We start from the raw sequence: 24,217 nt of genomic DNA, 5'->3' as shown, positions 1-24,217 counted from the left end.
CGGCGGCCTAGACGCCCGCCGCGGAGCGTCGGCGCCGCGAGATCGCGTCGACGCTCGCGGCGAGCAGCAGCACGCCACCGGTGACGATGTAGTTGATGTAGCTGGCCTGGTTGAGCAGCCCCAGGCCGTTGGTGATCGTCGCGATCACGACGCCGCCGATGACCGCGTGCACGGCGCGGCCGCGGCCGCCGAAGAGGCTGGTGCCGCCGATGACCGCGGCGCCCACGGCGTAGAGCAGCACGTTGCCGCCGCCGGAGCCGGGCGAGACCTTGCCGGCGTACGACGCGGCGAGGATGCCGCTGACCGCGGCCATCGAGGAGGCGATCATGAACGCGCTGATCCGGATCCGCTGGACGTTGATGCCGGCGCGGCGTGCCGCCTCGGCGTTGCCGCCGACCGCGTACAGGTGGCGCCCGTAGGCGGTGCGGCCGAGCACGAAGGTCCAGAAGATCAGCAGCACGGCGACCACCGGCAGCACCCAGGGGATGCCCTGGATCGGGAAGACCGGGTTGAGGCTGCGGTTGGTGTTGAGCAGGGCGGTGATCCCGAGCACGACAGCGGCGAGGGCCACGATCTTGATGACGACCAGGGCGATCGGGGGGCGCTGGAGGTCGCGCGCCACCCGGGTCCGGTACCGGACCAGCGACAGCACCGCGTAGCCCAGCACCAGCGCGACCGCGGCGATCCACCCGGCCGTGACCGGGACGTTCTTGATGGTCAGCCCGCGCAGCACCTCGTCGTCGATGCCGATCGAGCCGCCGGCGCCGATCAGCTTCAGCGGCACGGCCTGGAGGCCCAGGAAGAAGGCCAGCGTGACCACGAACGACGGGATGCCGAGCATCGCCACGAGGACGCCGATCACGGCGCCGATGACGGCGCCGACCGCCAGGGCGGCGAGCACGCCGACCCACCAGCTCTGGCCGTGGTCGACGATCAGCAGCCCGGCGATCGAGGCGCAGGCGCCGCCGGCGACGCCCGCCGACAGGTCGATCTCGCCCAGCAGCAGCACGAAGACCAGGCCCATCGCCAGCACGCAGATCGAGCCGGACTGGGTGATCAGGTTGGCGAGGTTCAGCGTGGAGAGGAACCTGTCGTGGGCCAGGCTGAAGACGATGAACAGCACCACGAGCCCGAACAGCGCCGGCAGTGAGCCCATGTCGCCGCTGCGCACCCGGGTGACGTAGTCGCGGGCGGAGTCGAGCAGCGTGGGGTTGTCGTTGTGGCGGTCGCCGGCGAAGCCGGCGTCCGGGGATCCGGGGGCTCCGGGGACGCCCGGGTTCCCGGGGTCGCCCGGGTTGCCCGGCGTGCCCGGGGTGCCCGGGGTGCCCGGGGTGATGGTGGGGTCCGACCCGACGGTCATGGTGGCGCTCGCTTTCCGAGGACTGCGCAGACGGTGGAACTAGACGGTGACGACGGCGGGGTTCTCGGCGATGCCGAGGTCCCCGGAGCGTCCCGCGGTGATCAGCTCGACGACCCGGTTGTGGTTGACGTCCTTGGTGGGGACGTCCGCGGCCACCCGGCCCAGGTAGAGGGCGGTGATGCGGTCGGAGACCTCGAAGACGTCGGTGAGGTTGTGGGAGATCAGCACGACGCCGAGCCCGCGGTCGGCCAGCCGGCGTACCAGGTCGAGGACCTGGCGGGTCTGGGCGACGCCCAGCGCGGCGGTCGGCTCGTCGAGGAGCACGATGCGGGAGTTCCACAGCACCGCCTTGGCGATCGCGACGGTCTGCCGCTGACCGCCGGAGAGGCTGGCCACGCTCTGGCGCACCGACTGCACGGTCCGCACCGACAGCGAGGCCAGGGTCTCCCGGGCCCGGGACTCCATCGCGACCTCGTCCAGGGCCAGGCCGCGCTTCGTCTCCCGGCCCAGGAACATGTTCTCGACGATGTCGAGGTTGTCGCACAGGGCGAGGTCCTGGTAGACGACCTCGACGCCCAGGTCGGCGACGTCGCGCGGCCCGTGCACGGTGACCGGGTTGCCCTCGAAGAGGTAGTCGCCGGAGTCGCGGCCGTAGATGCCCGCGATGATCTTCACCAGCGTGGACTTGCCGGCGCCGTTGTCGCCGACGAGCGCCGTCACCTGTCCGGGATAGACGGCGAAGTCGACGTCGTGGAGGACGTGGACGACCCCGAAGGTCTTGTTCACTCCTCGCAGCTCGAGCAGTGGCTGTGTCATGTCGACCCTTTCGAGACGTTCGAGACCCACGTGCTGCGTGGGTCGGGGGAGGGGTGCCCGGGTCGCGCAGCCGCGACCCGGGCACCACAGCCCTAGGAGATGCCGGCCTCGGCGCAGAGGTCGGCGAACGCCCCGGCGCAGACGTCCTCCTTGGCCTGACCGCCGTCGGTGATGACCTCGGAGACGTTCTCCTTGGTGATCATCTGCGGGTCGAGCAGGATCGAGGGCACCTCGCGCCCGGACTCGGAGTCCTCGGTCGTGCCGGTGGTCTCGGCCTCCTCGCCCTGGGCCAGGGCGATGGCGGTGTCGGCCAGCGCGCCGGCCTCGAGCTTCGCGGACTTGTAGACGGTCATGCACTGGTCGCCGGCGAGGATGTTCTGCAGACCCTCGGCGGTCGCGTCCTGTCCGGTCACGGGCACCTTGCCGTTGCGCCCGTTCTGCTCCAGGACCGAGATCACCGAGCCGCCCAGGCCGTCGTTGGCGGCGAGCACGCCGTCCACCTTGCCCCCGGCGCCGGTGTAGAGCTGCTGGAAGATCGTCACGGCCTGGTCGTTGTCCCACTCGGGGACCGCCTGCTCGCCGACGACCTGGTAGTCGGCGATCTCGTCGAGCACCGAGTGCGCGCCGGCCGCGAACAGCGTGGCGTTGTTGTCGGTCGGGGAGCCGTTGAGGAAGACGATGTTCTTCGCGCCCTCACCGAGGCAGTCGGCCAGACCCTGGCCCTGGAGCTCGCCGACCTTGGTGTTGTCGAAGGAGACGTAGTACTCCGCCGACCCGCCGAGGGTGAGCCGGTCGTAGTCGATGGTCTTCACGCCCTGGGAGGCGGCCTTCTCCTGGATGGCCTTGCCGGAGTCCGAGTCGAGGTTGACGATCGCCAGCACGGTCACGCCGTCGGCGATCATGCTGTCGGCCATCGTCGTCATCTTGTCGGCGTCGCCCTCGGCGTTCTGGATGCTGTACTCGACGCCGGCCTCCTCGAACGCCGACTCCAGGGCCGGCCGGTCGGCGCTCTCCCACCGCACCGAGGACTCGGTGTCGGGGAGGATCACGCCGATCTTGCCCTCGGCGCTGGCGCCGCCGCTGTTGTCGGTGTCGCTGCCCGATCCCGAGTCCGAGTCGTCACCGCACGCGGTGAGCGCCAGGGCTGCCCCGAGCAGACCGACGACCACCAAGCTCTGCTTTCGCTTCATGCGAAACCGCCTCCTAGCTCTTCGGTGATCCGCATCCGCCGCTGATCGGGGGCCGCCACCGTTTGTTGTTCGCCACAACATATAAGGTGATGTACGTCACGTCTATGGTTCGCCGCGGGGTTTCCCAATTCGTCGCGAGGCGCCCGAAAGGCCTCAGTCGCGGTCCTCGCGCAGCCGCACGTGCGGCAGGGCGTCGGGGTTGTGCTCGCGCAGCCACACGACGAGCTGCTCGCGCACGAAGCAGCGCAGGTCGAAGAGCGTCGGCGCGTCGTGGGAGGTCACCAGCACCCGGACCCGGACCCACCCCTGCACGGCGTCGGTCACCTGGAAGTGCGCGACCCGGCCGTCCCACATCGGGCCGGCGTCCGCCATGATCGCGGGCAGGGCCTGACGGATCCGGACCGTGTCGACGTTCCAGTCCAGGTCGAGCTCGACGGCGCCGAGCAGCTCGGAGTTGCGCCGGGTCCAGTTCTGGAACGGCGTGGTGATGAAGTACGTCGACGGCAGGATCATCCGCCGGTCGTCCCACAGCCGGACCACCACGTAGCTGAGCGTGATCTCCTCGATGCGCCCCCACTCGCCCTCGACGATGACCGCGTCGTCGACCTTGATCGCGTCGCTGAACGCCAGCTGGATCCCGGCGAAGAGGTTGGCCAGCGCCGACTGGGCGGCGACCGCGGCGATCACCGAGAGCAGCCCGGCCGACGCCAGCACGCTCGCTCCCAGGGCGCGCACGCCGGGGAAGCTGAGCAGGATCGAGCCGGCGGCCATCACCACCACCCCGGCGATCGTCAGCCGCCGCACCAGCAGCACCTGGGTGCGCAGCCGGCGGGCCAGCCGGTCGTCGCGCGTCTCGGCGCGGGGCCGGCCCAGGCCGAGGTCCTCGATGAACAGCAGCACCACGCAGATCAGCCAGGCGACGACGGCGATCATCGCGATCCGGGCCACCAGCGCGGCGGCGTCCCAGCCCGCGTCGTCGGCGCCCCACAGGCGGACGGCGGCGATCCAGCCGGCCGCGGCGATGATCAGCAGCAGCGCGCGGAACGGCACCCGGAGGTGCCGGAGCAGCCGCCGGCTCGCCGGCCAGCGGAGTACGGCGCGCCGGGCGAGGAGGTGGGCCAGGACCACGACGAGGAGCGTCGACAGGAGCGCGGCCGCAGCCCCGGCCAGGGCTTGGACCACCGAGACAGCCATGGAGGCCGGTGACCGGTAGCCCCGGCCGGATGCGTCGCCTGCTCGTCGGCCTGCCGCGGTCGGAGGGGTCAGCCGGTGGCTGGCTCCGGGTCGCGGCGTACCGCGTCGTAGAGCGTGGTCCGCTCGCGGACCGGGCGGCCGATCCCGGCCCCGATCTCGACCAGCTCCGCGACGGTCTTCGCCGAGCCGTGCTCGGAGCCGGCCATCCGGGAGATGGTCTCCTCCATCAGCGTGCCGCCGAGGTCGTTGGCGCCGGCGTTGAGCATCGCCCGGGTGCCGTCGGTCCCGAGCTTGACCCAGCTGGTCTGGATGTTGTGGATCCGCCCGTGCAGCAGGATCCGCGCCATCGCGTGCACCGCGAGGTTGTCGCGCAGGGTCGGGCCGGGCCGGGCCACGCCGGCGAGGTAGATCGGCGCGCTGGTGTGCACGAACGGCAGCGGCACGAACTCGGTGAAGCCGCCGGTCTCGTCCTGGATCCGGGAGAGCACCCGCAGGTGCCCGACCCAGTGCCGGGGGTGGTCCACGTGGCCGTACATCATCGTGCTGGTGGTGGGGATCCCCACCCGGTGGGCGGTCGAGACGATCTCGACCCAGGTCCGGGTGGGCAGCTTGCCCTTGGTGAGCACCCAGCGCACCTCGTCGTCGAGGATCTCCGCGGCCGTGCCGGGCAGCGACCCGAGGCCCGCCTCGCGCGCCTTGATCAGGAAGTCCTCGATGGAGAGCCCCGTGCGCGCGGTGCCGTTGACGACCTCCATGGGGGAGAACGCGTGCACGTGCATGCCCGGCACCCGCTGGCGGACCGCGGCGGCCAGGTCGAAGTACGCCGTGGCCGGCAGCTCGGGGTCGATGCCGCCCTGCATGCACACCTCGGTGGCGCCGAGGTCCCAGGCCTCCGCGGCCCGGTCGGCGACCTCGTCGAGGGAGAGCGAGTAGGCGTCGGCGTCGCTGCGGCGCTGGGCGAACGCGCAGAACCGGCAGCCGACGTAGCAGACGTTGGTGAAGTTGATGTTCCGGTTGACGACGTAGGTGACCTCGTCGCCGACGACCTCGCGGCGCAGGTCGTCCGCGAGCCGGCAGACCTGGTCGAGCAGGTCGCCCTCGGCGGTCATCAGCGTCAGCGCGTGCTCGTCCGAGAGGCCGCCGGGATCGGCCTCGGCGGCGGCCAGCGCCTCGCGGCCCTCGGCGTGCAGCACCGCCGGGGCGCCGGTGCTGCCGGCGGCCTCGCGGACCGCGTCCCAGTCGCCGTAGACCGAGGCGAAGTCACCGCGCCGGTCGGCGGTGCGCCCCTCGGTGTCGACAGCTGTGTGCAGGTCGGTCCGGCCCGTTCCCGGTCCGGCGGCGGCGAACCCGCCGTCGGGCTCCTGCCACGGCAGCCCGCTCGGGCGTACGCCGGGGCGCGCCAGGCCGGCGCGCGGCCCGTCCAGCAGCGCCAGGGCGGCGACGTGCTGGTGCAGCCGGGGGTCGATCCAGGGCGTGCCGCCGGAGAGCGAGGCGACGACGTACTCCGGGTGCACGGTCAGTCGCGGCGCCAGGTCGAGGCCGCACTGCTCGGTGATCGCGCGCAGCCGGTCCAGCGAGGGCCAGGGCCGCTCGGGGTTGACGTGGTCGGGCGTCAGCGGGGAGACCCCGCCCCAGTCGTCGACCCCGGCGCCGAGCAGCGCGCGGCACTCCTCGAGGTCGACGAGGTTCGGCGGCGCCTGGATCCGCGCCTTGGGGCCCAGCACCAGGCGGGTGACCGCGATCGCGGCGCGGTACTCGTCCAGGTCGAGGTCCCCGGTGTGCCGCATCGCGGTGTCGGGCTTGGCCCGGAAGTTCTGCACGATCACCTCCTGGACCGCGCCGTAGGCCCGGGAGGTCGCGCGCAGCGCGAAGATCGTCTCGGCCCGCTCGGCGAGGGTCTCGCCGATGCCGACCAGCAGCCCGGTCGTGAACGGCACCGAGAGCCGGCCCGCATCCTCGAGCACCCGCAGCCGCACGGCGGGGTCCTTGTCGGGGGAGCCGAAGTGGGCCTCGCCGCGGGTCTCGTGGAGCCGGGCCGAGGTGGTCTCGAGCATCATCCCCATCGACGGGGAGACCGCCTGGAGGCGGTTCATCTCCTCCCACGACATGACGCCGGGGTTGAGGTGCGGCAGCAGCCCGGTCTCCTCGAGCACCCGGACCGCCATCGCCCGCACGTAGGCCAGCGTGGAGTCGTAGCCCTGCTCGTCGAGCCAGGCGCGGGCCTCGGGCCAGCGGTCCTCGGGCCGGTCGCCGAGCGTGAACAGCGCCTCCAGACAGCCGAGCTCGGCGCCGCCGCGGGCGATCTCGAGGATCTCGTCGGGCGAGAGGAACATCGACTCCCCGGCCCGCTCGAGGTGCCCGGGGGTGGTCACGAACGTGCAGTAGTGGCACCGGTCCCGGCACAGCCGGGTCATCGGGATGAAGACCTTGGGGGAGTAGGTCACGACGCCGGGCCGCCCGGCGGCGGCCAGGCCGGCGTCCCGGACCTTCGCGGCGGCGGCCGTGAGCCGCTCCAGGTCGGGCCCGGAGGCCGCCAGCAGGACGGCGGCCTCGGCGGGGTCGAGCGCCGCGCCTCGCTCCGCGCGGGCCAGCGCGCGGCGTACCTGCTGGGGGGTGGGCGTCTCGCTCATCCTCAGCAGGCTATCCGGACGGCGGCCGCCGCGGTGGACGGGTCCGCCCGTGGACGCGGCTCGGCCCGGGCCCCGAGGGCCCGGGCCGAGCGTGGGCGTCAGTTCCGGCGCGACTTCTTCGCCTTCTTCTTGGCCTTGGCCTTCTGCTTGGCCTTCTTCGCCTTCGCCTTGGCCTTCTGCTTCGCCTTCTTGGCCTTGGCCTTGGCCTTCTGCTTGGCAGTGGGGGCGGCGGCGACCTTGGTGCTCGGCGCGCTGGCCGCCACCGTGGCCCGGTGACCGGCGAGGGTGCCGGTGACCTGGACGGCGATCCGCTTGCCCTGCAGGGCCTTGGTGACCTTCAGCGTCCTGCCGGTGGCGCCGGCGACGGTCTTGCCGTCAGCGGTCCAGCGGTAGCTCAGCGCGGTGCCGGCGGGCCAGCTGCCGGCGGTGGCGGTGAGGGTCTTGCCGACCTGGGCGGTCCCGCTGATCCGCGGGGTGCCGGCCGGAAGCGCGGGCAGGGTGGCGGATGCGACAGCGCCGGGGCGGGCGTCGAGCGTGACGCCGGCCGCGTCGGGGTGGGTGCCGGTGACGACACCCGTGATGGTCATGCCCAGGTGCTCCGCGGTCAGGGCGAGCGTCTGGCCGCGGCCGATGGCGCCGCCACCCTCAGAGGTCGAGCCGTACCACTCGTAGGAGAGCGTGGTGCCGGGCTCCCAGGTGCCGGGGTTCAGCGAGACCTGGCTGCCGACGGTGAGGCTGCCCTGGACGGTGACGGCCGCGGGGGCCTGGACGAACCGGGCGTGGGTGGTGACCGTGGTGGTGGACACCGGGCTGGCGAACGCGCCGTCGACGGCGGTCACGGTGACCGTGTACGTCTGGCCGGCCGCCAGGTCGTCGGTCGAGAAGACCTGGTCCCAGGTGGTCTCGGTGGCAACCAGGTTCCCGGCGGCGTTCCGGACCGTGACGACGTAGTCCGTGGGGGTCTCCTCGTCGAGCTCGAAGGAGTGCTTGCCCTCGTTCCACGACGCATAGATTCCGGTGGTCGACATCGAGTCCGGTGCGGCCGTCAGGTTGGCCGGCGCTGCGGGCGTCGTGAGGGTGGCCACGCGCTTGCCCTGGGAGTCCGCGAGGTGCACGGTGCCGTTCGCGCCGAGCAGGATCGAGTCGGGCTCGAGGTCGTCGAACCAGCTCGACGGCGCCGGGTTGTCGTCGTCGTAGGAGTCCAGGGCGTCGGTGGCGTACGCCTCGACCGTGTCGGAGGCCGTCGTGGCGTACAGCGTCTCGCCGTCGGCGGAGAGCGCCAGTGCGGTCGCCGGCGTCTCGAGCTCCACGAAGGTCTGGTCGTCGCCGTCGAGGACGGTGATGCCCGAGTTCTCGTACCAGTTGGGTGCATGGCTGGCGACGTAGGCGACGTCGGAGTCGACGTCGACGACGAGGTCACTCACCCAGGAGTGCTCCTCCTCGAGTGCCACGGGCTGCGCACCGTCCTCGGTGACCTCCCACGCGGTGGCGATGCCCTGGCCGTCGTCGTCCCACGTGACGCCGGCGGCGAACACGGCGTTCCGGCCGATCGCGACGACCTGCGGGGCCACGCGCCCGAGGCTGATCCGCTCTTGTCCGGTGGAGACCCAGCCGTCGTCGCTGGATGTCCCGACGATGGCCGAGGTGGTGCCACGCGTAGCCACGTCGTTCAGCTGGTCCGTGAGGGTCTCCATCTCGGGCTGGCCCTGCAGGTCCGCGTCGACGGTCCAGATGGCGCCCACGGTGGCCGGCTCGCTGTCCTCGTCCTCGCCGGAGACCTGGGTGCTGCCGACCACGATCAGCGTGCCTGCCGCGCCGCCGGGTGCCGCGGCGACCGCGGTGCTGCCGTCGCCGAGGTCGAGCGGCTCGCCGACCGGATTCCCGTCGGCGCCGAAGCGGGCGACGTAGCCGTGGGAGGACTCGACCTCGTCGCCGTCCTCGGACCAGACGGTGTCGGACCCGACGGCGAAGACCGCGTCACCGACCGCGACGAGGTCGTTCGGCTCGAAGCCGAGCTCGGTGGTGGGCACGGCGGCGTCGGCCGCGGTTCCGATCGTGGTGAGGCCGGTGACGAGCAGGGCGGCGGCGGCGAGGCCGGCGGAGCTGCGGAGGCCGGTGCGGCGCAGGGGGCGCGGTGCGTGGTGCATGTGAGGGGTTCCCTTCGAGATCGGGCCCGCTCTGGACCCGAACCGGATCCTGGCGGCGACCGGGGCCGGATCCCGGTCCGGAACCGGCCATGGCAGCGGTCGGTCGTGGCCGACCTCGGTCATGGCCGGTCCCGGACACGAGGAGTGGGGAGGATGGCGCGGTTCGGCCCGGTTCCGGCGTTCGCCTGGGACGGCGCCCGCGGCGTGCGACGATGCCCTCCGTGCCCGGATCCGCCGACCCGCCGTTCGAGCTTCTCCGCATCGCCCTGCGGTCCCGGGCCGCCACCGTCGCCGAGCTCGCCGGCCTCGCCCTGCGCAGCGAGCCCGAGGTCCGTGCCGACCTGGTGGAGCTGGCCGGCGAGGGCCTGCTGGTCCTCGACGGGGACCGGATCCGCTACCGGGCCCCGGCCGAGGGGGTCGCCGAGGCGGTCCGGCACCGCGTCGAGGACCTCGGTGCCGAGATGGACCGGCGGCTCGCGGCGCTGGCCGCGCTCGTCGACCAGGTGCCCGGCCTCGCGCGCGAGTGGTCGACCGGCGCCGAGCTGCTCCAGCCCCTCGACGTCGAGATCTTCCACGGTCCGGAGGCGGTCGTGGACCTGTGGCACCTGCGGCAGGGCCGGGAGCCGTCACGGCGCACCGACGTGATGCTGCCGGACGCCTCCCGCCTCTACGTCGCGGACCCCGACATGCAGCAGGTGTGGCACGACGCGATCCGCGGCGAGGGCCGGCACGCCCGGGTCCTCGCCGCGCTCGAGGACGCCACCCACCCCGAGGCCCAGGAGCGGATCGCGCAGGAGCTGGCCGGCGGGGTCCAGATCCGGCTGATGGCGGCTCCGCCGAGCTGGTTCTGGATCACCGACGCGAGCACTGTCGCGCTGCCGCTGGTCTGGGGCGAGCGGTGGCCGACGTCGGTGATGGCGGTGCGCAGCCACGTCGTCGCCGACCTGGCCGGCTGGCTCTTCGAGCGGCTCTGGGAGCAGGCGGTGCCGGTCGACGTGGAGTCCGACGGCTGGGACTCCCTGCTGGTGCTGATGCGCGGCGGGGCGACGCTCGAGGCCGCGTCTCGGCTCCTCGGCATCTCCGAGCGCACCGGCCGCCGCCGGTTGGCCGCGGCGATGGAGCACTACGGGGCGGCCTCGATGCTGGCCCTCGGCGTCGCCTGGGGGGCGGCCCGGTCCCGCTGAAGGCCGGCCGCGCCCGCTCCCGGGCGGCGGCGACCTACCCGCGCACCGCCGACCCCGGGACCACCGCCGGCTCGCTCGGCGCCGGTCCCCGGTCGAGGCTGCTGGGCCACCACATCCGGCCGCCCAGGTCGAGGTTGAGCGCGGTGACGAGCACCGAGCGCACCACCAGCGTGTCCAGCAGCACGCCCAGCGCCACCGCGACCCCGAGCTCGGCGAGGAAGACCACCGGGATCGTGCCGAGCATCAGGAACGTCGCGGCGAGCACCACGCCCGCCGAGGTGATCACGCCGCCGGTCGAGGCCAGCGCGACCAGTGCCCCCTCCCGGGTGCCCCGGGTGGCGGTCTCCTCCCGCACCCGGGTCATCAGGAAGATGTTGTAGTCGATGCCCAGCGCCACCAGGAACACGAACGCGAACAGCGGGAACCCGGGGTCGGAGCCGGCGAACCCGAAGACGTACTCGAAGAGCAGCGCCGAGATCCCGAGCGCGGCACCGAAGGACAGCACCACGGTCCCGATCAGGATCAGCGGGGCCGTCACCGCGCGCAGCAGCAGCACCAGGATCAGCAGCACCACGAGCAGGATCACCGGGATGATCACGAGGTTGTCCCGGTTCGCGGCCTCCTTCGTGTCCAGGTACGTCGCCGACCAGCCGCCCACGAGGGCGTCGGCGCCGTCCACCGCGTGCACCGCGTCCCGGGCGCGTTCGACGATCTCGAACGCCGCCGGCGAGGAGACGTCGGCGCCGAGCCTGGCCTGGACGAAGGCCACCCCGTCCTGGACCACCGGGTCGGGGCCCGGCTCGAGCCCCTCGACCCCGGCCAGGGCCTCGGTGACCGCGTCGGCGGACTCCGGGTCGGTGACGACGTCGAGGGTGTTGGACTGGTCGACCAGGCCGTGGTCGGCGAGGACCTGCTGGCCCGTGATCGACTGGAACTCCTCGGTGTAGGTGTCCTCGGTGGACAGGCCCTGGGTGTCCAGGCGCAGCATGCCCAGGCAGGCCACGGCCAGGACGATCGCGGTGACCACCCAGACCGCTCGCGGGCGGGGGCGGATCGCGTTGCCGACCCGGGCCCACAGGCCCCGTGTGGTCGGCTCGGGGGAGCCGAAGGTCGGCCGCTTCGGCCAGAAGATCCACCGGCCGACGATCACCAGGAGCGCGGGCAGCAACGTGCTCATCACCAGGAACGTGACGCCGATCCCGATCGCGGCGACCGGGCCCAGCCCGGCCGTGGAGTTCAGGTCGGCGAGCAGCAGGCACAGCATTCCGGCGCAGACCGTGGCGGCGCTGGCCAGGATCGCCGGAAGGGCGCGGTGCAGCGCGTAGGCCATCGCCTCGTGCCGGTCCTCGTGCCGGCGCAGCTCCTCGCGGTAGCGCGCGACCAGCAACAGCGCGTAGTCGGTGCCGGCCCCGATGACCAGGATGCCCAGGATCGCCTGGCTCTGCCCGTTGACGGTGAGGTCGGCGTACCTGGCCAGCAGGTACACGACGCCACCGGAGACCGTGTAGGCGACCACCGCCCCGATGATCGGCAGCAGCCACAGCACCGGACTGCGGTAGGTCAGCAGCAGGATCACGATCACCACGCCCAGCGTGAGCAGGATCAGCCGGGTGTCGATGCCCTCGAACGCCTCGGCGGCGTCGGCCGCCTGGCCGCCCGCGCCCGCGATGTAGAGCTCGAGGCCGTCGGCGGCAGCGGCCTCGCGCAGCTCCGCCGCCGCGTCCGGCATCTCGTTCCAGCCCTCGGCGCCGAAGTTGAACGTGACCAGCGTCTGGGCGACCCGGCCGTCCTCGGACAGGATCGGGCCGACCACCTCGCCGCTCACGCCGTCGAGGTCGGCGTACTCGGCGTTGCGCTCGCCGAGCTCGGCCAGCTGCTCGGGACTGATGGCGCCGGAGGGGGACTCGTGGACGACGATCGTCGGGATCTGGTCGGGATCCTGGAAGGACGTCATCCGCTCCAGGGCCTGCGTGGACTCGGCCGACTCCGGCAGCCAGGAGGACGCCTCGTTGTTCTGGACGTCGACGAGCTTCGCGGAGAGGCTGCCGAAGACCACGAGGAGCACCACCCAGGCGGCCGCGACGACCCACTTGGTGACGGGGCCGGTCAGTCGACCGGCGATCTGACGGTGCATGCTCTCGACTCCAGCACTCTCGGGTCCCGGACGTCATCCGGATTTCCCCCGAACCGACCCTGAGGGTCGCCGCGTCTCACCGGCTACCCGCCATTGGTCTAGACCAGTTGTGCGGCGGGCTCCTCGGCCCGGGGGAGCACCCGGCGCCGCTCCCAGAGCGTGCCCAGCGCGATCGCCGCGAGCGCGGCGGCCGCCCCGGCCACGGCATCGATCACGTAGTGCTCGGCGAAGTAGACCAGTGCCGTCGACATCGCCAGCGGATAGGCCAGCAGCAGCCACCTCCAGCGGGTCTGCAGCCGCCAGATGGCGTAGAACGCGATGAGGAACGCGAAGCCCGCGTGCAGGGATGGCATCGCCGCGACCTTGTTGGCCATCCCGTGCAGCACGATGTTCTGCCGGTGCAGGTCGAGCTCGGACCAGCCGCGGCCGGTGATCCGGGCGACCTCCCCGAGGAAGCCGTCGCGCGAGGCCATCCACGGCGGCGCCATCGGGTAGGCCGCGTAGCTCGCCAGCCCGAGGAAGTTCAGGGTGACGAAGCGGCGCATCCACCGCCGCCACTCGCTCATCGGGCCGCTGTGGTCGCGCACCCAGAGCACCGCGCCGAGAGTCAGTGCGGCCACGAAGTGGGAGGCGTAGACGGTGGTCAGCACTGTGTCCCACCACCGCGGCGGCAGCGCCTTCGCGCACGGCTCGGCGCACCAGGCGGCCTGCAGGACCTCGGTCGGGGTGCGGTCGGCGCCGACGAGCCCCGCCAGCCACTCGTCGGCCCGGATCGGCATCGTGACGTGCACCGGCGTCCCGATCTGGTCGGCCAGCCCGCGGCCCAGCCAGTAGACGACCAGGGCCAGCACGAAGGGCCACCAGTCCCGCCAGAACTCGCGGTGGTCGACCCCCGGCTCGCCCGCGCGCCAGGCGACGGTGCCGAGCCAGAGCCACCCGATCACGCCGACTGTGTCGTTCGGGATCCCGATCACCAGGCTCCACAGGAGCAGGGCGAGGGCGTAGAGAGGCAGGGCGGCGCGGCGGTTCACGGGCGGTCCCGTCGGCGGTGGATGACGAACGTCCCGGTCGTCGCGACCGGTGTGTAGTACTCCTCGACGAGCGCGTCGGCATGCCGGCCGTCGATGCCCCAGGTGTCCAGGGAGCGGCCGTAGACGATCAGCCAGTCCGGCCGGTCGGGCCCGGTGAGCACCGCGCCGAGCCGGTCGAGCTGTGGGTCGCGGACCCGGACCGGCAGGCTCCACAGGTCCGGGTAGGGGCTGGTGAGCCCGGCGGCGTGCAGGATGTTCGGCGCGCCGAAGGCGACCACGCCCGTCTCGCCCGGCCGGGCGTGGTCCGAGATCCAGGCGGAGGCCCGGTCCTCGGGACGCTCGAAGGGGGCGAGGGTCGCCGAGGCGACCGCGACCAGCAGCGAGGCCACGGCCAGGGCGAAGGCGGTCCGCAGCACTGGCAGCGTCCGGCCGGGCGCGTCCAACCCGCTCCCGGCGGCGGCGGCGAGCAGCACGATCCCCGGGACCAGGCCGACCAGGTAGTGCAGCCAGTAGCTGCCGCCCGAGACCACCACCAGCAGCTCCCAGGCGAGCAGCGCGTACGCCGCCCGGCGCAGCCCGGCGCCGCGACCGGAGTGCCGGCCCAGGCGGGCCAGCGCGACCGCGAGCAGTGGCATCCCGGTGCCGACCAGTGCCAGCAGCACCCTGGCCAGCCGGTCGCGGGTCGCGTCGGTCGCGGACTCCAGGATCACCCGGGTCGCCTCGCCGCGGAAGCCCACGACGGCGTCCCACAGCGCGCCGGGGCCGGTGCCGCGGCTGTACGCCAGGAGCACCACGGCCCCGGTCAGGGCGAGTGCGCCGGCCACGCCGCTCGCCGCGACGGCAGCCACTCGGGCGCGACTCCGGTGGCCGGTGACCAGGTCGGCGACCAGCACGACCGCGGCCAGCACGAAGACGTCGACGAGGCTCTGCTTGATCAGCGCGGCCGCCGCGCCGGCGACGCCGGCGGCTCCCGCCCAGGCGACCGCCCGGCCCGGGGTGGGCGCGGACCTCGCGAGCAGGATCGCGGCGAAGCCGGCGAGCAGGAACGGCAGGCCGAGGAGCTCGCCGTTGACGCCGCCGGAGCCGGTGAGCGGGGTGGCCAGCAGCAGCGCGGCGCTCGCCGCCGGCAGCAGCGCGGCCCGTTCGCTGTGCGGCGCGACGATCCGGCCGAGGAGGCCGGCCAGCAGGACCGAGGTCGCCACGGCCAGCAGGCCGAGCGCCCGGACCGCCCAGTCGCCACCGGCGAGGTCGGCGAGCGCGAAGAGGGCGACCAGCCCCGGGGGCCGGTCGACCCAGTAGTCGCCGTACAGCGAGTCGCCCGGCTGCCACTGGCCGGCGACCATGAGGAAGCCCGCCTCGTCGGGGCTCAGCGTGTGGGCGAGGAAGGGGGTCCAGGCCAGGCAGGCGCCGGCGGCCAACAGCCCGACGCCGGTCCGCGCGGACGGGACGCGACGACCGGGCGGGGGGTCCGCGACACGGACGACCGGTCGTGCGGTCATCTGCCTCCTCCCGCCGTCGAACCCTCCCAGCGGACGCTACCAACCCCGGTCGGGGGCCGCGCCAGGCAATTTCGCGGCGCTCAGATGCCGAGGCTGCGCCCGATGATCTCCTTCTGGATCTCGGTGGTGCCCCCGTAGATCGTCTGGATCCGGCTGTCCATGAAGGCCTTCGCGATCGGATACTCCGTCATATAGCCGTAGCCGCCGTGCAGCTGCACGCCGGCGTCGACGACCTTCTTCTGCAGCTCGGTCGTCCACCACTTGGCCATCGACGCCAGCGCCGTGTCGACCTTGCCCTCGTTGAGCTTGAGCACGCAGTCGTTGAGGAAGACCCGGGCGATGTGGACCTCGGTGGCCATCTCGGCGAGCAGGAAGCGGTTGTGCTGGAACTTCCCGATCGGCCGGCCGAAGGCCTCGCGCTCCTTGGCGTAGGACAGGCACAGCTCCAGCACGTGCTCGCAGGCCGCGACCGCGATCGCGGCGATCGAGATCCGCTCCTGGGGCAGGTTGACCATCAGCGAGATGAATCCGGACCCCGCCTCCCCGAGCAGGTTCTCCTTGGGCACCGCCACGTCGTCGAAGAAGAGCTCGGCGGTGTCCTGGGCCTTGAGGCCGACCTTCTCCAGGTTCCGGCCGCGCTCGAAGCCCGGCATCCCACGCTCGACCACGAGCAGGCTGATGCCCTGGTGGCCGGCGTCCGCGTCGGTGCGCGCGACCACGATGACCAGGTCGGCGAGGATGCCGTTGCTGATGAAGGTCTTCGACCCGTTCAGCACGTAGTGGTCGCCCTTGTCTACCGCCGAGGTGCGGATGCCCTGCAGGTCGGAGCCGGCGCCCGGCTCGGTCATCGCGATGGCCGAGATCAGCTCGCCGCTGACCAGTCCGGGCAGCCAGCGCTGCTTCTGCTCGGGGGTCCCCAGCTGGCTGATGTAGGGGACGATGATGTCGGTGTGGACGGGGAAGCCGAGCCCGCTCGCGCCGACCCGCCCGATCTCGTCGGAGACGACCATGTTGTAGCGGAAGTCGGCGATGCCGGCGCCGCCGTACTCCTCGGCGACGTCGAAGCAGAGCAGTCCCTGCTCCCCGGCCTTGCGCCACACCTCGCGGTCGACCTGGCCCGCGCGCTCCCACTCGTCGTGGAACGGCACCACCTCGCGCTCCAGGAAGGCCCGCACGGTGCCGCGGAAGTCCTCGTGCTCCTGCTCGAAGATCGACGGGGTCTCGGGCATGGGGGCTACCTCCGGGATGTGGGCTGAACCACAACTGTGACAGTGGCACTGTCACATTCGCAAGGGTTCCCGACCGCCGGTCTCAGTCGGCGGTCCCGGCCCGCTTCCGGGCGGGCAGCAGCCCCAGGGCCCGGCCCAGTGGCTTGGTCAGCCGAGTGGCGTACGCAGTGGTCAGGTGGCTGCGGTCGCGCATCGTGATCGTGGAGCCCACCACTGCTGGGCACACGTCGACGGCGCACAGCCACGGGGTGGTGTCGACGAACTCCACGCCCGACGCGGCGGCCGCCTGCCGACTGGCCTCCAGGACCCGCTGGGCGCGCCCGGTCGGGGGCCCCGCGCAGCTGCCGAGGGTGGCGTCGCGGGTGCCGAGGCACTCGGAGGGCTCGAACGGCAGCCGGGGGGTGTCCCCGAGCAGCACGGTCCGGGCGGCGGAGCCCCCAGGTCGGCCAGGAGCGCGTCGAATCCGCCGCGCATCTGCGCCACGACCGTGTCCTCGTCGCTGGTCGCCGACCCGTCCACCACCAGGTGGGCGGGGGCACTGGTGCTGATCACCAGCAGGTCCGGCCGCAGCTCGCCCACCTGCTCCTGTGCCCAGGTGTTGAACGCCGCGCAGTCCTCCCACGCCTCGTCGGTGCCCTGCTCCACGGTCACCACGTGGGCCGGGGTGCAGGCCGGCTTCACCAGGTAGTACGCCGTCCAGCCGGCGCGGTCGGCGATCCGCTCCAGCGCGGGGATCCAGTGCCGGCCGTGGGAGTCGCCGAGCACCACCAGGGTGCGCTCCGCGTCGTCCGCCCCCCGCGGGCACAGCGTGAACGGCGGCCCGCCGTAGTCGCAGTCGCCCAGGTCTGCCTTGTCCTCGCGCAGGTCGAGCAGCGCCGGGGTGAGGTCGGTCGGGATCGGCGCGTCCTCGCGGGCCGCCTCCGCGGACGCCTCGACGAGGGCGATTGTGGGGTCCACGGCGAGCTCGTCGCCGTCCGGGGCCTGGCTGAACTCGCTGGTCGCGATCGCGGGGACGTCGGGCCCGCGGTGCTGGTCGACCCAGGTCGCAGACGCCAGGCAGCCGGCCAGCACCACGGCCACGGAGACCGGGTAGAGCACCAGCGCCCGGCCGATCGGGCGCGGGGCCGCGCGCCGGAACGGGGTCTCGACCCACCGGAAGCTGGCCCAGGACAGCGCGGCCAGGGCGACCAGCATCAGCGCGGTCTCCCCGGGGCCGAGTCCGCGCCCGAGGTGCCCGGTGAGGATCACGTACAGCGGCCAGTGCCACAGGTAGATCGAGTACGACGCGTCGCCGATCGCCCGCATCGGCGCGGTGCCCAGCAGCCGCTGGACCGCCGCCGGTCCGGACCGCTGCTCGGCGCCGGCGACCATCAGCGCGGCCGTGCCGAGGACCGGCAGCAGCGCGGCGTACCCCGGGAAGGCGGTGGTGCCGGTGTAGCGGACGGCGGCCAGCGCGACGGCGGCGAGGCCGAGCGCCCCGAGCAGGTTGCGGGCCCGGGTGGTGAGCATCCCGGCGAAGTGCGGCGTCCCGATCGCCAGCAGTGCCCCGACGCCGAGCTCCCAGATCCGGGTGAAGGTCGAGAAGTACGCCGTCTGCGGGCTCTGCGCCGTGGCGTACAGCGACCAGGCGAAGCTGGCGAGCGTCAGCACGCCGACGGCTGTCGCGATGGCCCGGGTGGGCGAGCCGGGCCCCCGGGACGGCTGCGCTCCGCGCCGGCCCCGGGCGGCCCAGGCGAGGCAGCCCAGGATGAGCAGCGGCAGCACGACGTAGAACTGCTCCTCCACCGACAGCGACCAGTAGTGCTGCAGCGGCGAGGGAGCGGAGTCCAGGGCGAAGTAGTCGGTCTCCTCGTCGGCGAAGCGCACGTTCGCCACGAACAGCGAGGCCCACAGGGCGTCGTACGCCGCCTCGCGCGCGTCGATGAGGTTGAGGAAGTACCAGGCGCCGGCGACCGTCACCAGCGACACGAAGGTCGCGGCGGGCAGGATCCGCCGGGCCCGGCTGGCGTAGAAGCGCACCAGCGAGACCCGCCCGGTGCGCTGCTGCTCGCGCAGCAGCAGGGAGGTGATCAGGAAGCCCGAGACGACGAAGAAGACGTCGAGGCCGACGAAGCCGCCGGGGAAGGGGCCGACTCCGGCGTGGTAGGCGACCACCGCCAGGACGGCGATCGCCCGGACGCCCTGGATGTCGTCGCGGAACCCGCTGGTGCGCACGCGGGAGCCCTCCCTCCGAGTCGAGGCAGGAAGAACCTAACAACCGGGGTGCCCGGTTCGGGGACGCGGGGCTAGGACACCCATTCCTTGATCTGGGCGATGGTCGCCGCCGGGTCGGCCGAGGCGGGCGTCACCGAGAGGCTGGTCACGCCGGCCGCCCGGAAGGCGGCGATCCGCTCCTGGACGTAGGACGCGGGGCCCACCAGGTTGCCGGCCTCGAGCCACTCGAGCGGGACCTTGGCCTCGGCCTCGCGCTTGTGGCCGTCGAGGTAGAGGTCCTGGATCTCCCGGGCCTCCTGCTCGTAGCCGTACTGGCAGGCGAGCTCGTTGTAGAAGTTCTTGCCGCGCGCGCCCATGCCGCCGACGTAGAGCGCGTACATGGGGCGCATCAGGTCGAGCATCCCCTTGACGTCCTCGCCGATGGCGACCAGGCCGCCGGCGCTGATCTCGAGGGGGCCGAGCTCGGGGGAGCGCTTGGCCGCGCCCTGGGCCAGCGCGTCGCCCCACACGTCGGCCGCCTTCTCGGGGTGGAAGAGGAACGGCAGCCAGCCGTCGGCGACCTCGGCGGTCATCGCGACGTTCTTGGCGCCCAGGGCCGCGACCCAGAGCGGGACCACCGGGCGCTCGGGCCGGTTCAGCAGCTTCAGCGGCTTGCCGAGGCCCAGGCCCCGGTCCGCGGGCAGCGGCAGCTGGTAGATGCCGTCGTGGATCAGCGGGTCGCGGCGCAGCCCCATCCGGATGATCTCGATGACCTCGCGGGTGCGGCCCAGCGGCTTGTCGTAGGGCAGGCCGTGGAAGCCCTCGATGACCTGGGGGCCGGAGGCACCGAGGCCGATCACGGCCCGGCCGCCCGAGACGTTGTCGAGCCCCGCCGCGGTCTGCAGCAGCGCGCCGGGGGTGCGGGAGTAGACGTTGAGGATGCCGGCGCCGATCTCGACGGTCTCGGTCTTCGCGGCGAGGTAGCCCATCAGGGTCGGGGCGTCGAAGCCGTACGGCTCCGCGACCCAGATCGTGTCGAGGCCGGCCTTCTCGAGCCCGGCCACCTGGTCGGCGGTCTCGCGGGGGTTCCCGGCGTAGACCAGGGGCATCGACAGCTTCATGGGTTCCCTCTCGAGCGCAACGACCGTGACAGTGCTTTTGTCACGATAACAGGGCGCCCGGATGGTGGCCGCGTGGCTGGCGCCGAGGGGTCCGGTGCGATCATCGCCGGAGCCGGCCGACCCGTCGCCGGCTCCCGGAACCACCCAGAGGAGCGCATGTTGACGTCGTACACGATCGCCGTGATCGGTGGCACCGGCCCGCAGGGCAAGGGGCTCGGATACCGCTTCGCCCGCCACGGGCACACGGTGGTGCTCGGCTCGCGCTCGGCCGAGAAGGCCGTCCCGGTCGCCGAGGAGGTGGCCGCGCGGCTCACCGGTGTCGACGGCGCCGGCGCGGTCTCGGGCGCCGCGAACGCTGAGGCAGTCGCCCAGGCGGACGTCGTCCTGCTGGCGGTGCCGTGGGACGGGCACGACGAGCTGGTCGGCTCGCTGGACCTGGCCGGCAAGACAGTCATCTCCTGCGTGAACCCGCTCGCCTTCGACAAGCGCGGCGCGCACGGCGCGGTGGTCGACGCGGGCGAGGGCTCCGCGGCCGAGCACGCCCAGCAGCTGGCGCCGGAGGCCACCGTGGTCGGGGCCTTCCACAACGTCTCGGCTGTCCACCTGTGGGGCGAGTACGACTACCTCGACGAGGACGTCCTCGTGGTCGGGGACGTCGTCGAGGCCAAGCAGGTCGCCCAGGACCTCGCCGTCGCGGTGACCAGCCGCCGCGGCATCGACGCCGGCAAGCTCCGCCTGGCCCGGGTGCTCGAGCCGTTGACAGCAGTGCTGATCTCGGTCAACCGCAAGTACAAGGTCAACTCCGGTCTCCGGATCAGCGGTCTGGAGGGCATCGAGCGCTGAGCGCTCCGCTCACCGGGTCGTGTGCCCCTGGACGCGCCATGGCGCGTCCAGGGGCACACGACCGCATCATCCGTCGGAGCCGCGGCCGTGCCAGCTCTCCCAGAGGGCTGCATAGGAGCCGCCGGCCGCGACCAGCTCGTCGTGCGAGCCGAGCTCGGTGATCCGGCCGTCCTCGACGACAGCCACCCGGTCCGCGTCGTGGGCGGAGAAGAGCCGGTGCGCGATCGCGATCACCGTGCGGCCCTCGAGCACGGCGGCCAGCGAGCGCTCCAGGTGCCGGGCCGCGCGCGGGTCGATCAGCGAGGTCGCCTCGTCGAGGACCAGCGTGTGCGGGTCGGCGAGCACCAGCCGCGCCAGGGCGATCTGCTGGGCCTGGGGCGCGGTCAGCGACCGGCCCCCGGAGCCGACGACCTCGTCCAGCCCCTGCGGCAGGGCCGCCACCCAGGGCAGGGCGTCGACGGCTTCGAGCGCCTCGCGGACCGCGTCGTCGGAGGCGCCGGGCCGGGCCAGCACCAGGTTCTCGCGCAGCGTCCCCGCGAAGACGTGGTGCTCCTGGGTCACCAGCGCGACGTGGCCGCGCAGGTCGTCCAGCGGCAGCTCGACGAGGGGGACCCCGCCCACCGTGACCGACCCGGTCCGGGGCGGGTGGATGCCGGCCAGCAGCCGGCCCAGGGTGGACTTCCCGGCCCCGGAGGGCCCGACCATCGCGACCCGCTCGCCGACGCCGACCGCGAGGTCGATGCCGTGCAGCACGTCCCGGCCCTCGCTGTAGGAGAACCGCACGTCGGTGGCCTCCACCTGCTCGCCGTCGGGGATCCGGCCGCTGACCTCGCGGTCGTCGGGGACGTGGGCGACGCCGAGCAGGCGGGCCAGCGAGGCCGCGCCCAGCTGGAGCTCGTCGAGGATCGAGACGATCCGGTCGACGGGGTCGATCAGCATCTGCACGTAGAGCACGGCAGTGGTCACGTCGCCGAGCGACGCCTGCCCCTGGGTGTTGAGGTAGCCGCCGAGCAGCAGCGTGGCCACCGTCGGCACCAGGTAGGACAGCTCCATGCTGGGGAAGAAGACCGTGCGCAGCCGCAGCGTGTACCGCTCCGCGGCGTAGGAGGCCGCGATGTCGTCGTCGATCGAGCGGATCCGCTCCTGCTGGAGCCCCAGGGCCTCGACGGTGCGGGCGCCCTCGACGGTCTCGGTCAGCGTCGCGTTGATCTGCGAGTACGACGCGCTCTCGCGCAGGTAGCCGTCCTTGGCCCGGGCCAGGTACCACCGCAGCCCGGCCACCAGCGGCGGCAGGCCGAGCAGGCACGGCAGCGCCACCCACCAGCCGACGCTGATCGCGGCGGCCAGCGTGATGACCGCGGTGACGACCGCGATCGTCCACTCCGGCAGCGCCCAGCGCACCGACCAGCCGAGCTGGTCGACGTCGCGGGAGGTCCGGGTGAGCAGGTCACCCGAGCCGGCCGACTCCACCACGCCGACCGGCAGGGCCAGGGTGTTGCCGACGAAGTCCTCGCGCAGCTCCGCGAGCACCTGCTCGCCGAGCACCTGACTGAGGTAGCGGGCGTAGCGGGTCAGCACTGTCTGCAGCACCAGGAAGCCGGCCAGCAGGGCGACCACCCGGTCGACGTGCCCGACGGTGGTGCCCTGCTCGGCGGCCTCGACCAGGTCGCCGAGGAGCCGGGGGGCGGCGAGCGCGGCCAGCGCGGCCAGTACGTGCAGCGAGAGCGCCCCCAGCAGCAGCCGCGGGTGCCGGCGGGCCAGGCTGGCGGCGTACGAGCGCAGGGCGCGGCCGTCGGCGACCGGCAGTGCGGTGGTGGCGCTCACGCGCGTGCTCCTTCGGGCTCGCTGTGTCCGCTGGGCTCACCGGGCTCGCCGGGCTCGCTGTGCCCGCTTGGCTCGCCGGGCTCGCTGGGCTCCCCGGTCTCGCGGACGACGACGGCGCGGTACTCCGGGCACCCGTCCAGCAGGTCGGCGTGCCGGCCGGTGGCGACCACGACGCCGTCGCGCAGGAACGCGACCTCGTCGACGGCGTCGAGCAGCAGCGGGCTGGAGGTGCTCACGACGGTCGTCCGGCCGGCGCGGTGCCCGCGCAGCCGGGCCGCGATCCGCGCCTCGGTGTGGGCGTCGACGGCCGAGGTCGGCTCGACCAGCACCAGCACCTCCGGGTCGCTGGTCAGGGCCCGCGCCAGGACCAGCCGCTGGCGCTGGCCACCCGAGAAGCTGCGGCCCCGCTCGGCCACCTGGGCGTCCAGGCCCCCGGGCAGGGCGAGCAGGATGTCATCGGCGGAGGCCGTGTCCAGGGCCCGGGCCACTCGGTCCGGGTCGGCGGCGCCGGTCACGTCCAGCCGGTCGGCCAGCCGCCCGGAGAACAGCACCGAGGCGGTGTCCGAGACCACGATCCGGCTGCGCACCTCGGACCGGGCCAGGTCCGGGAGGGGTACGCCGCCGAGCGTGACGTCGCGGTCGACCTCGGCGGCGCACATGCCCAGCCGGTCGGCCAGCGCCGAGGACTCGTCGGGCCGCTCGCTGACCACCGCCAGCAGGGTGCCCGGCCGCACCCGCAGGCCGCTGCGCCGGTCGGCGAGCTCGCCGCCGGGTGCGGGGGAGGGGACGGGGACCGCAGGGTCGGTGTGGTCGGGGGCGATCGCCAGGACCCGGACCACCCGGCGGGCGGCCACCTGGGCCCGGACGAACTTGTTGGCGAACTCGGTGGCGGTCCGCAGCGGGATCATCAGGAAGGCCGCGTAGCCGTAGAACGAGACCAGCTCGCCGGGGCTGATCCGACCCTCCACGGCGTACCGGGCGCCCAGCCAGATCACCACGACCACGAAGAACCCGGGCAGGAAGACCTGGAGCGCCTCGATCACGGACTGGACCCGGGCGACCTCCACGCCGGCCCGCCGGGTGGTCTGCGACTGGCGGACGTAGCGGTCGTGGAAGACCTGCTCGCCGCCGATGCCGCGCAGCACCCGCAGCCCGCTGACGATGTCGCTGGCGGTGTTGGCCAGCGTCCCCATCAGCTCCCGCTGGTGGGTGCTGCGCCGCTGCAGCGGGGCGAGCAGCGGCCCGACCAGCAGCATCAGCGTGGGCACGCCGATCAGCACCAGCAGCCCGAGCGGCACCGAGGTCTGGAGCAGGATCACCGCGACCAGGACGAACGAGGCGACCGCGCCGGCGAACCGGGCGGCGACGTCCATGACGCCGCCCAGGTGGCTCAGGTCGCTGGTGCCGATCGCGACGACCTCACCGGTGGAGACCTTGCGCGGCAGGGTCCCGCCCAGGTGGACGCTGTGCCGCCCCACCAGCTGCACGGTGCGGTACGCCGTGACCAGCCAGTTCGTGACCGCGAACCGGTGCCGCATGATGCCGCTCGCCGCCTGGATCAGGCCGATGGCCAGCATCACCGCGGCGTAGCCGAGCAGCGCGTCCCGGTCCCGGTCCGCCACGCCCTGGTCGATGGCCCGGCCGATCACGGCGGGCATCACCGCCTGGCTGCTCATCCAGACGACGCCGAAGAGCATGCCCATGACCAGGCTGCGCCACTGCCCGAGGGCCAGCCACCACAGGAACCGGCCCGGCGACCGGTGGTCGGCGGTGCCTGGGTGGGCGAGGGGAAGTTGGCGCACCCGCCCACGTTACGGACCGG

General features: G+C 73.3%; 15 protein-coding genes and 2 pseudogenes. 2 read left to right on the top strand and 15 right to left on the bottom strand.

The features are described 5' to 3' along the window. Positions 1 to 7 precede the first annotated feature (7 nt). From EBO35_RS15730 to EBO35_RS15705, 6 genes are all read right to left on the bottom strand, one after another. Positions 8 to 1,360, bottom strand: coding sequence for a sugar ABC transporter permease (locus EBO35_RS15730; RefSeq protein ID WP_122818556.1), 1,353 nt, complete (start codon positions 1,358 to 1,360; stop codon positions 8 to 10). Positions 1,361 to 1,399: 39 nt separating this feature from the next. Next, positions 1,400 to 2,176, bottom strand: coding sequence for an ATP-binding cassette domain-containing protein (locus EBO35_RS15725; RefSeq protein ID WP_122818555.1), 777 nt, complete (start codon positions 2,174 to 2,176; stop codon positions 1,400 to 1,402). Between the two features lie 92 nt (positions 2,177 to 2,268). Beyond that, positions 2,269 to 3,366, bottom strand: coding sequence for a sugar ABC transporter substrate-binding protein (locus tag EBO35_RS15720; RefSeq protein ID WP_122818554.1), 1,098 nt, complete (start codon positions 3,364 to 3,366; stop codon positions 2,269 to 2,271). A gap of 153 nt (positions 3,367 to 3,519) precedes the next feature. Beyond that, positions 3,520 to 4,560 carry a mechanosensitive ion channel family protein gene (locus EBO35_RS15715; protein WP_122818553.1) on the bottom strand — a complete coding sequence of 347 codons (1,041 nt, stop codon included), beginning with the start codon at positions 4,558 to 4,560 and terminating at the stop codon, positions 3,520 to 3,522. A 68-nt stretch (positions 4,561 to 4,628) separates the two neighbouring features. After that, complete coding sequence (locus tag EBO35_RS15710; protein ID WP_122818552.1) at positions 4,629 to 7,190, bottom strand: bifunctional FO biosynthesis protein CofGH; 2,562 nt, start codon at positions 7,188 to 7,190, stop codon at positions 4,629 to 4,631. 98 nt (positions 7,191 to 7,288) lie between these two features. Continuing rightward, positions 7,289 to 9,337: a fibronectin type III domain-containing protein gene (locus tag EBO35_RS15705; protein WP_122818551.1), complete on the bottom strand. Its 2,049-nt coding sequence runs from the start codon at positions 9,335 to 9,337 to the stop codon at positions 7,289 to 7,291. A 221-nt stretch (positions 9,338 to 9,558) separates the two neighbouring features. On the opposite strand from EBO35_RS15705, the gene EBO35_RS15700 reads away from it, so the two are divergent. Next, positions 9,559 to 10,521: a DeoR/GlpR family DNA-binding transcription regulator gene (locus EBO35_RS15700; protein ID WP_122818550.1), complete on the top strand. Its 963-nt coding sequence runs from the start codon at positions 9,559 to 9,561 to the stop codon at positions 10,519 to 10,521. 34 nt (positions 10,522 to 10,555) lie between these two features. Here EBO35_RS15700 and EBO35_RS15695 read toward each other — a convergent pair whose 3' ends face one another. From EBO35_RS15695 to EBO35_RS15670, 7 genes and pseudogenes are all read right to left on the bottom strand, one after another. Then, positions 10,556 to 12,655, bottom strand: a complete 2,100-nt coding sequence (locus EBO35_RS15695; RefSeq protein ID WP_122818549.1) for an MMPL family transporter — start codon at positions 12,653 to 12,655, stop codon at positions 10,556 to 10,558. 98 nt (positions 12,656 to 12,753) lie between these two features. Next, positions 12,754 to 13,686 (bottom strand): phosphatase PAP2 family protein, encoded by a 933-nt coding sequence (locus EBO35_RS15690; protein WP_122818548.1) that lies wholly within the window; start codon positions 13,684 to 13,686, stop codon positions 12,754 to 12,756. Continuing rightward, positions 13,683 to 15,185: a hypothetical protein gene (locus EBO35_RS15685; RefSeq protein WP_122818547.1), complete on the bottom strand. Its 1,503-nt coding sequence runs from the start codon at positions 15,183 to 15,185 to the stop codon at positions 13,683 to 13,685. The genes EBO35_RS15690 and EBO35_RS15685 overlap by 4 nt, the downstream gene beginning before the upstream one ends. 80 nt (positions 15,186 to 15,265) lie before the next feature. Continuing rightward, complete coding sequence (locus EBO35_RS15680; RefSeq protein ID WP_122818546.1) at positions 15,266 to 16,414, bottom strand: acyl-CoA dehydrogenase family protein; 1,149 nt, start codon at positions 16,412 to 16,414, stop codon at positions 15,266 to 15,268. Positions 16,415 to 16,616: 202 nt separating this feature from the next. Next, positions 16,617 to 16,832, bottom strand: a pseudogene (locus EBO35_RS20375) (hypothetical protein); the annotation flags it as partial. Positions 16,833 to 16,864: 32 nt separating this feature from the next. Next, positions 16,865 to 18,628: pseudogene (locus EBO35_RS20250) on the bottom strand (acyltransferase family protein); the annotation flags it as partial. 71 nt (positions 18,629 to 18,699) lie between these two features. Next, positions 18,700 to 19,728, bottom strand: a complete 1,029-nt coding sequence (locus tag EBO35_RS15670) for an LLM class F420-dependent oxidoreductase (RefSeq protein ID WP_122818544.1) — start codon at positions 19,726 to 19,728, stop codon at positions 18,700 to 18,702. 156 nt (positions 19,729 to 19,884) lie between these two features. On the opposite strand from EBO35_RS15670, the gene npdG reads away from it, so the two are divergent. Beyond that, positions 19,885 to 20,571 (top strand): NADPH-dependent F420 reductase, encoded by a 687-nt coding sequence (npdG, locus tag EBO35_RS15665; protein ID WP_241153731.1) that lies wholly within the window; start codon positions 19,885 to 19,887, stop codon positions 20,569 to 20,571. 66 nt (positions 20,572 to 20,637) lie between these two features. Here npdG and EBO35_RS15660 read toward each other — a convergent pair whose 3' ends face one another. Together EBO35_RS15660 and EBO35_RS15655 are read right to left on the bottom strand one after the other, a co-directional pair. Next, entirely contained in the window at positions 20,638 to 22,395 is a 1,758-nt protein-coding gene (locus tag EBO35_RS15660; RefSeq protein WP_122818543.1) for an ABC transporter ATP-binding protein, read from the bottom strand. Then, complete coding sequence (locus EBO35_RS15655) at positions 22,392 to 24,197, bottom strand: ABC transporter ATP-binding protein (protein WP_206422582.1); 1,806 nt, start codon at positions 24,195 to 24,197, stop codon at positions 22,392 to 22,394. Before EBO35_RS15655 ends, EBO35_RS15660 begins: the two co-directional genes overlap by 4 nt. Between the last annotated feature and the right edge of the window lie 20 nt (positions 24,198 to 24,217).

Origin of the sequence: Nocardioides pantholopis (assembly GCF_003710085.1) — a bacterium.
GTDB lineage: Bacteria > Actinomycetota > Actinomycetes > Propionibacteriales > Nocardioidaceae > Nocardioides > Nocardioides pantholopis.
This window is presented reverse-complemented; position numbering and strand designations above follow the sequence as displayed.

Coding starts and splice junctions, on each gene's coding strand:
- EBO35_RS15730 (WP_122818556.1), bottom strand. CDS start 1,360: ATGACCGTCGGGTCGGACCCCACCATCACCCCGGGCACCCCGGGCACC.
- EBO35_RS15705 (WP_122818551.1), bottom strand. CDS start 9,337: ATGCACCACGCACCGCGCCCCCTGCGCCGCACCGGCCTCCGCAGCTCC.
- EBO35_RS15715 (WP_122818553.1), bottom strand. CDS start 4,560: ATGGCTGTCTCGGTGGTCCAAGCCCTGGCCGGGGCTGCGGCCGCGCTC.
- EBO35_RS15725 (WP_122818555.1), bottom strand. CDS start 2,176: ATGACACAGCCACTGCTCGAGCTGCGAGGAGTGAACAAGACCTTCGGG.
- EBO35_RS15695 (WP_122818549.1), bottom strand. CDS start 12,655: ATGCACCGTCAGATCGCCGGTCGACTGACCGGCCCCGTCACCAAGTGG.
- EBO35_RS15680 (WP_122818546.1), bottom strand. CDS start 16,414: ATGCCCGAGACCCCGTCGATCTTCGAGCAGGAGCACGAGGACTTCCGC.
- npdG (WP_241153731.1), top strand. CDS start 19,885: ATGTTGACGTCGTACACGATCGCCGTGATCGGTGGCACCGGCCCGCAG.
- EBO35_RS15670 (WP_122818544.1), bottom strand. CDS start 19,728: ATGAAGCTGTCGATGCCCCTGGTCTACGCCGGGAACCCCCGCGAGACC.
- EBO35_RS15720 (WP_122818554.1), bottom strand. CDS start 3,366: ATGAAGCGAAAGCAGAGCTTGGTGGTCGTCGGTCTGCTCGGGGCAGCC.
- EBO35_RS15710 (WP_122818552.1), bottom strand. CDS start 7,190: ATGAGCGAGACGCCCACCCCCCAGCAGGTACGCCGCGCGCTGGCCCGC.
- EBO35_RS15685 (WP_122818547.1), bottom strand. CDS start 15,185: ATGACCGCACGACCGGTCGTCCGTGTCGCGGACCCCCCGCCCGGTCGT.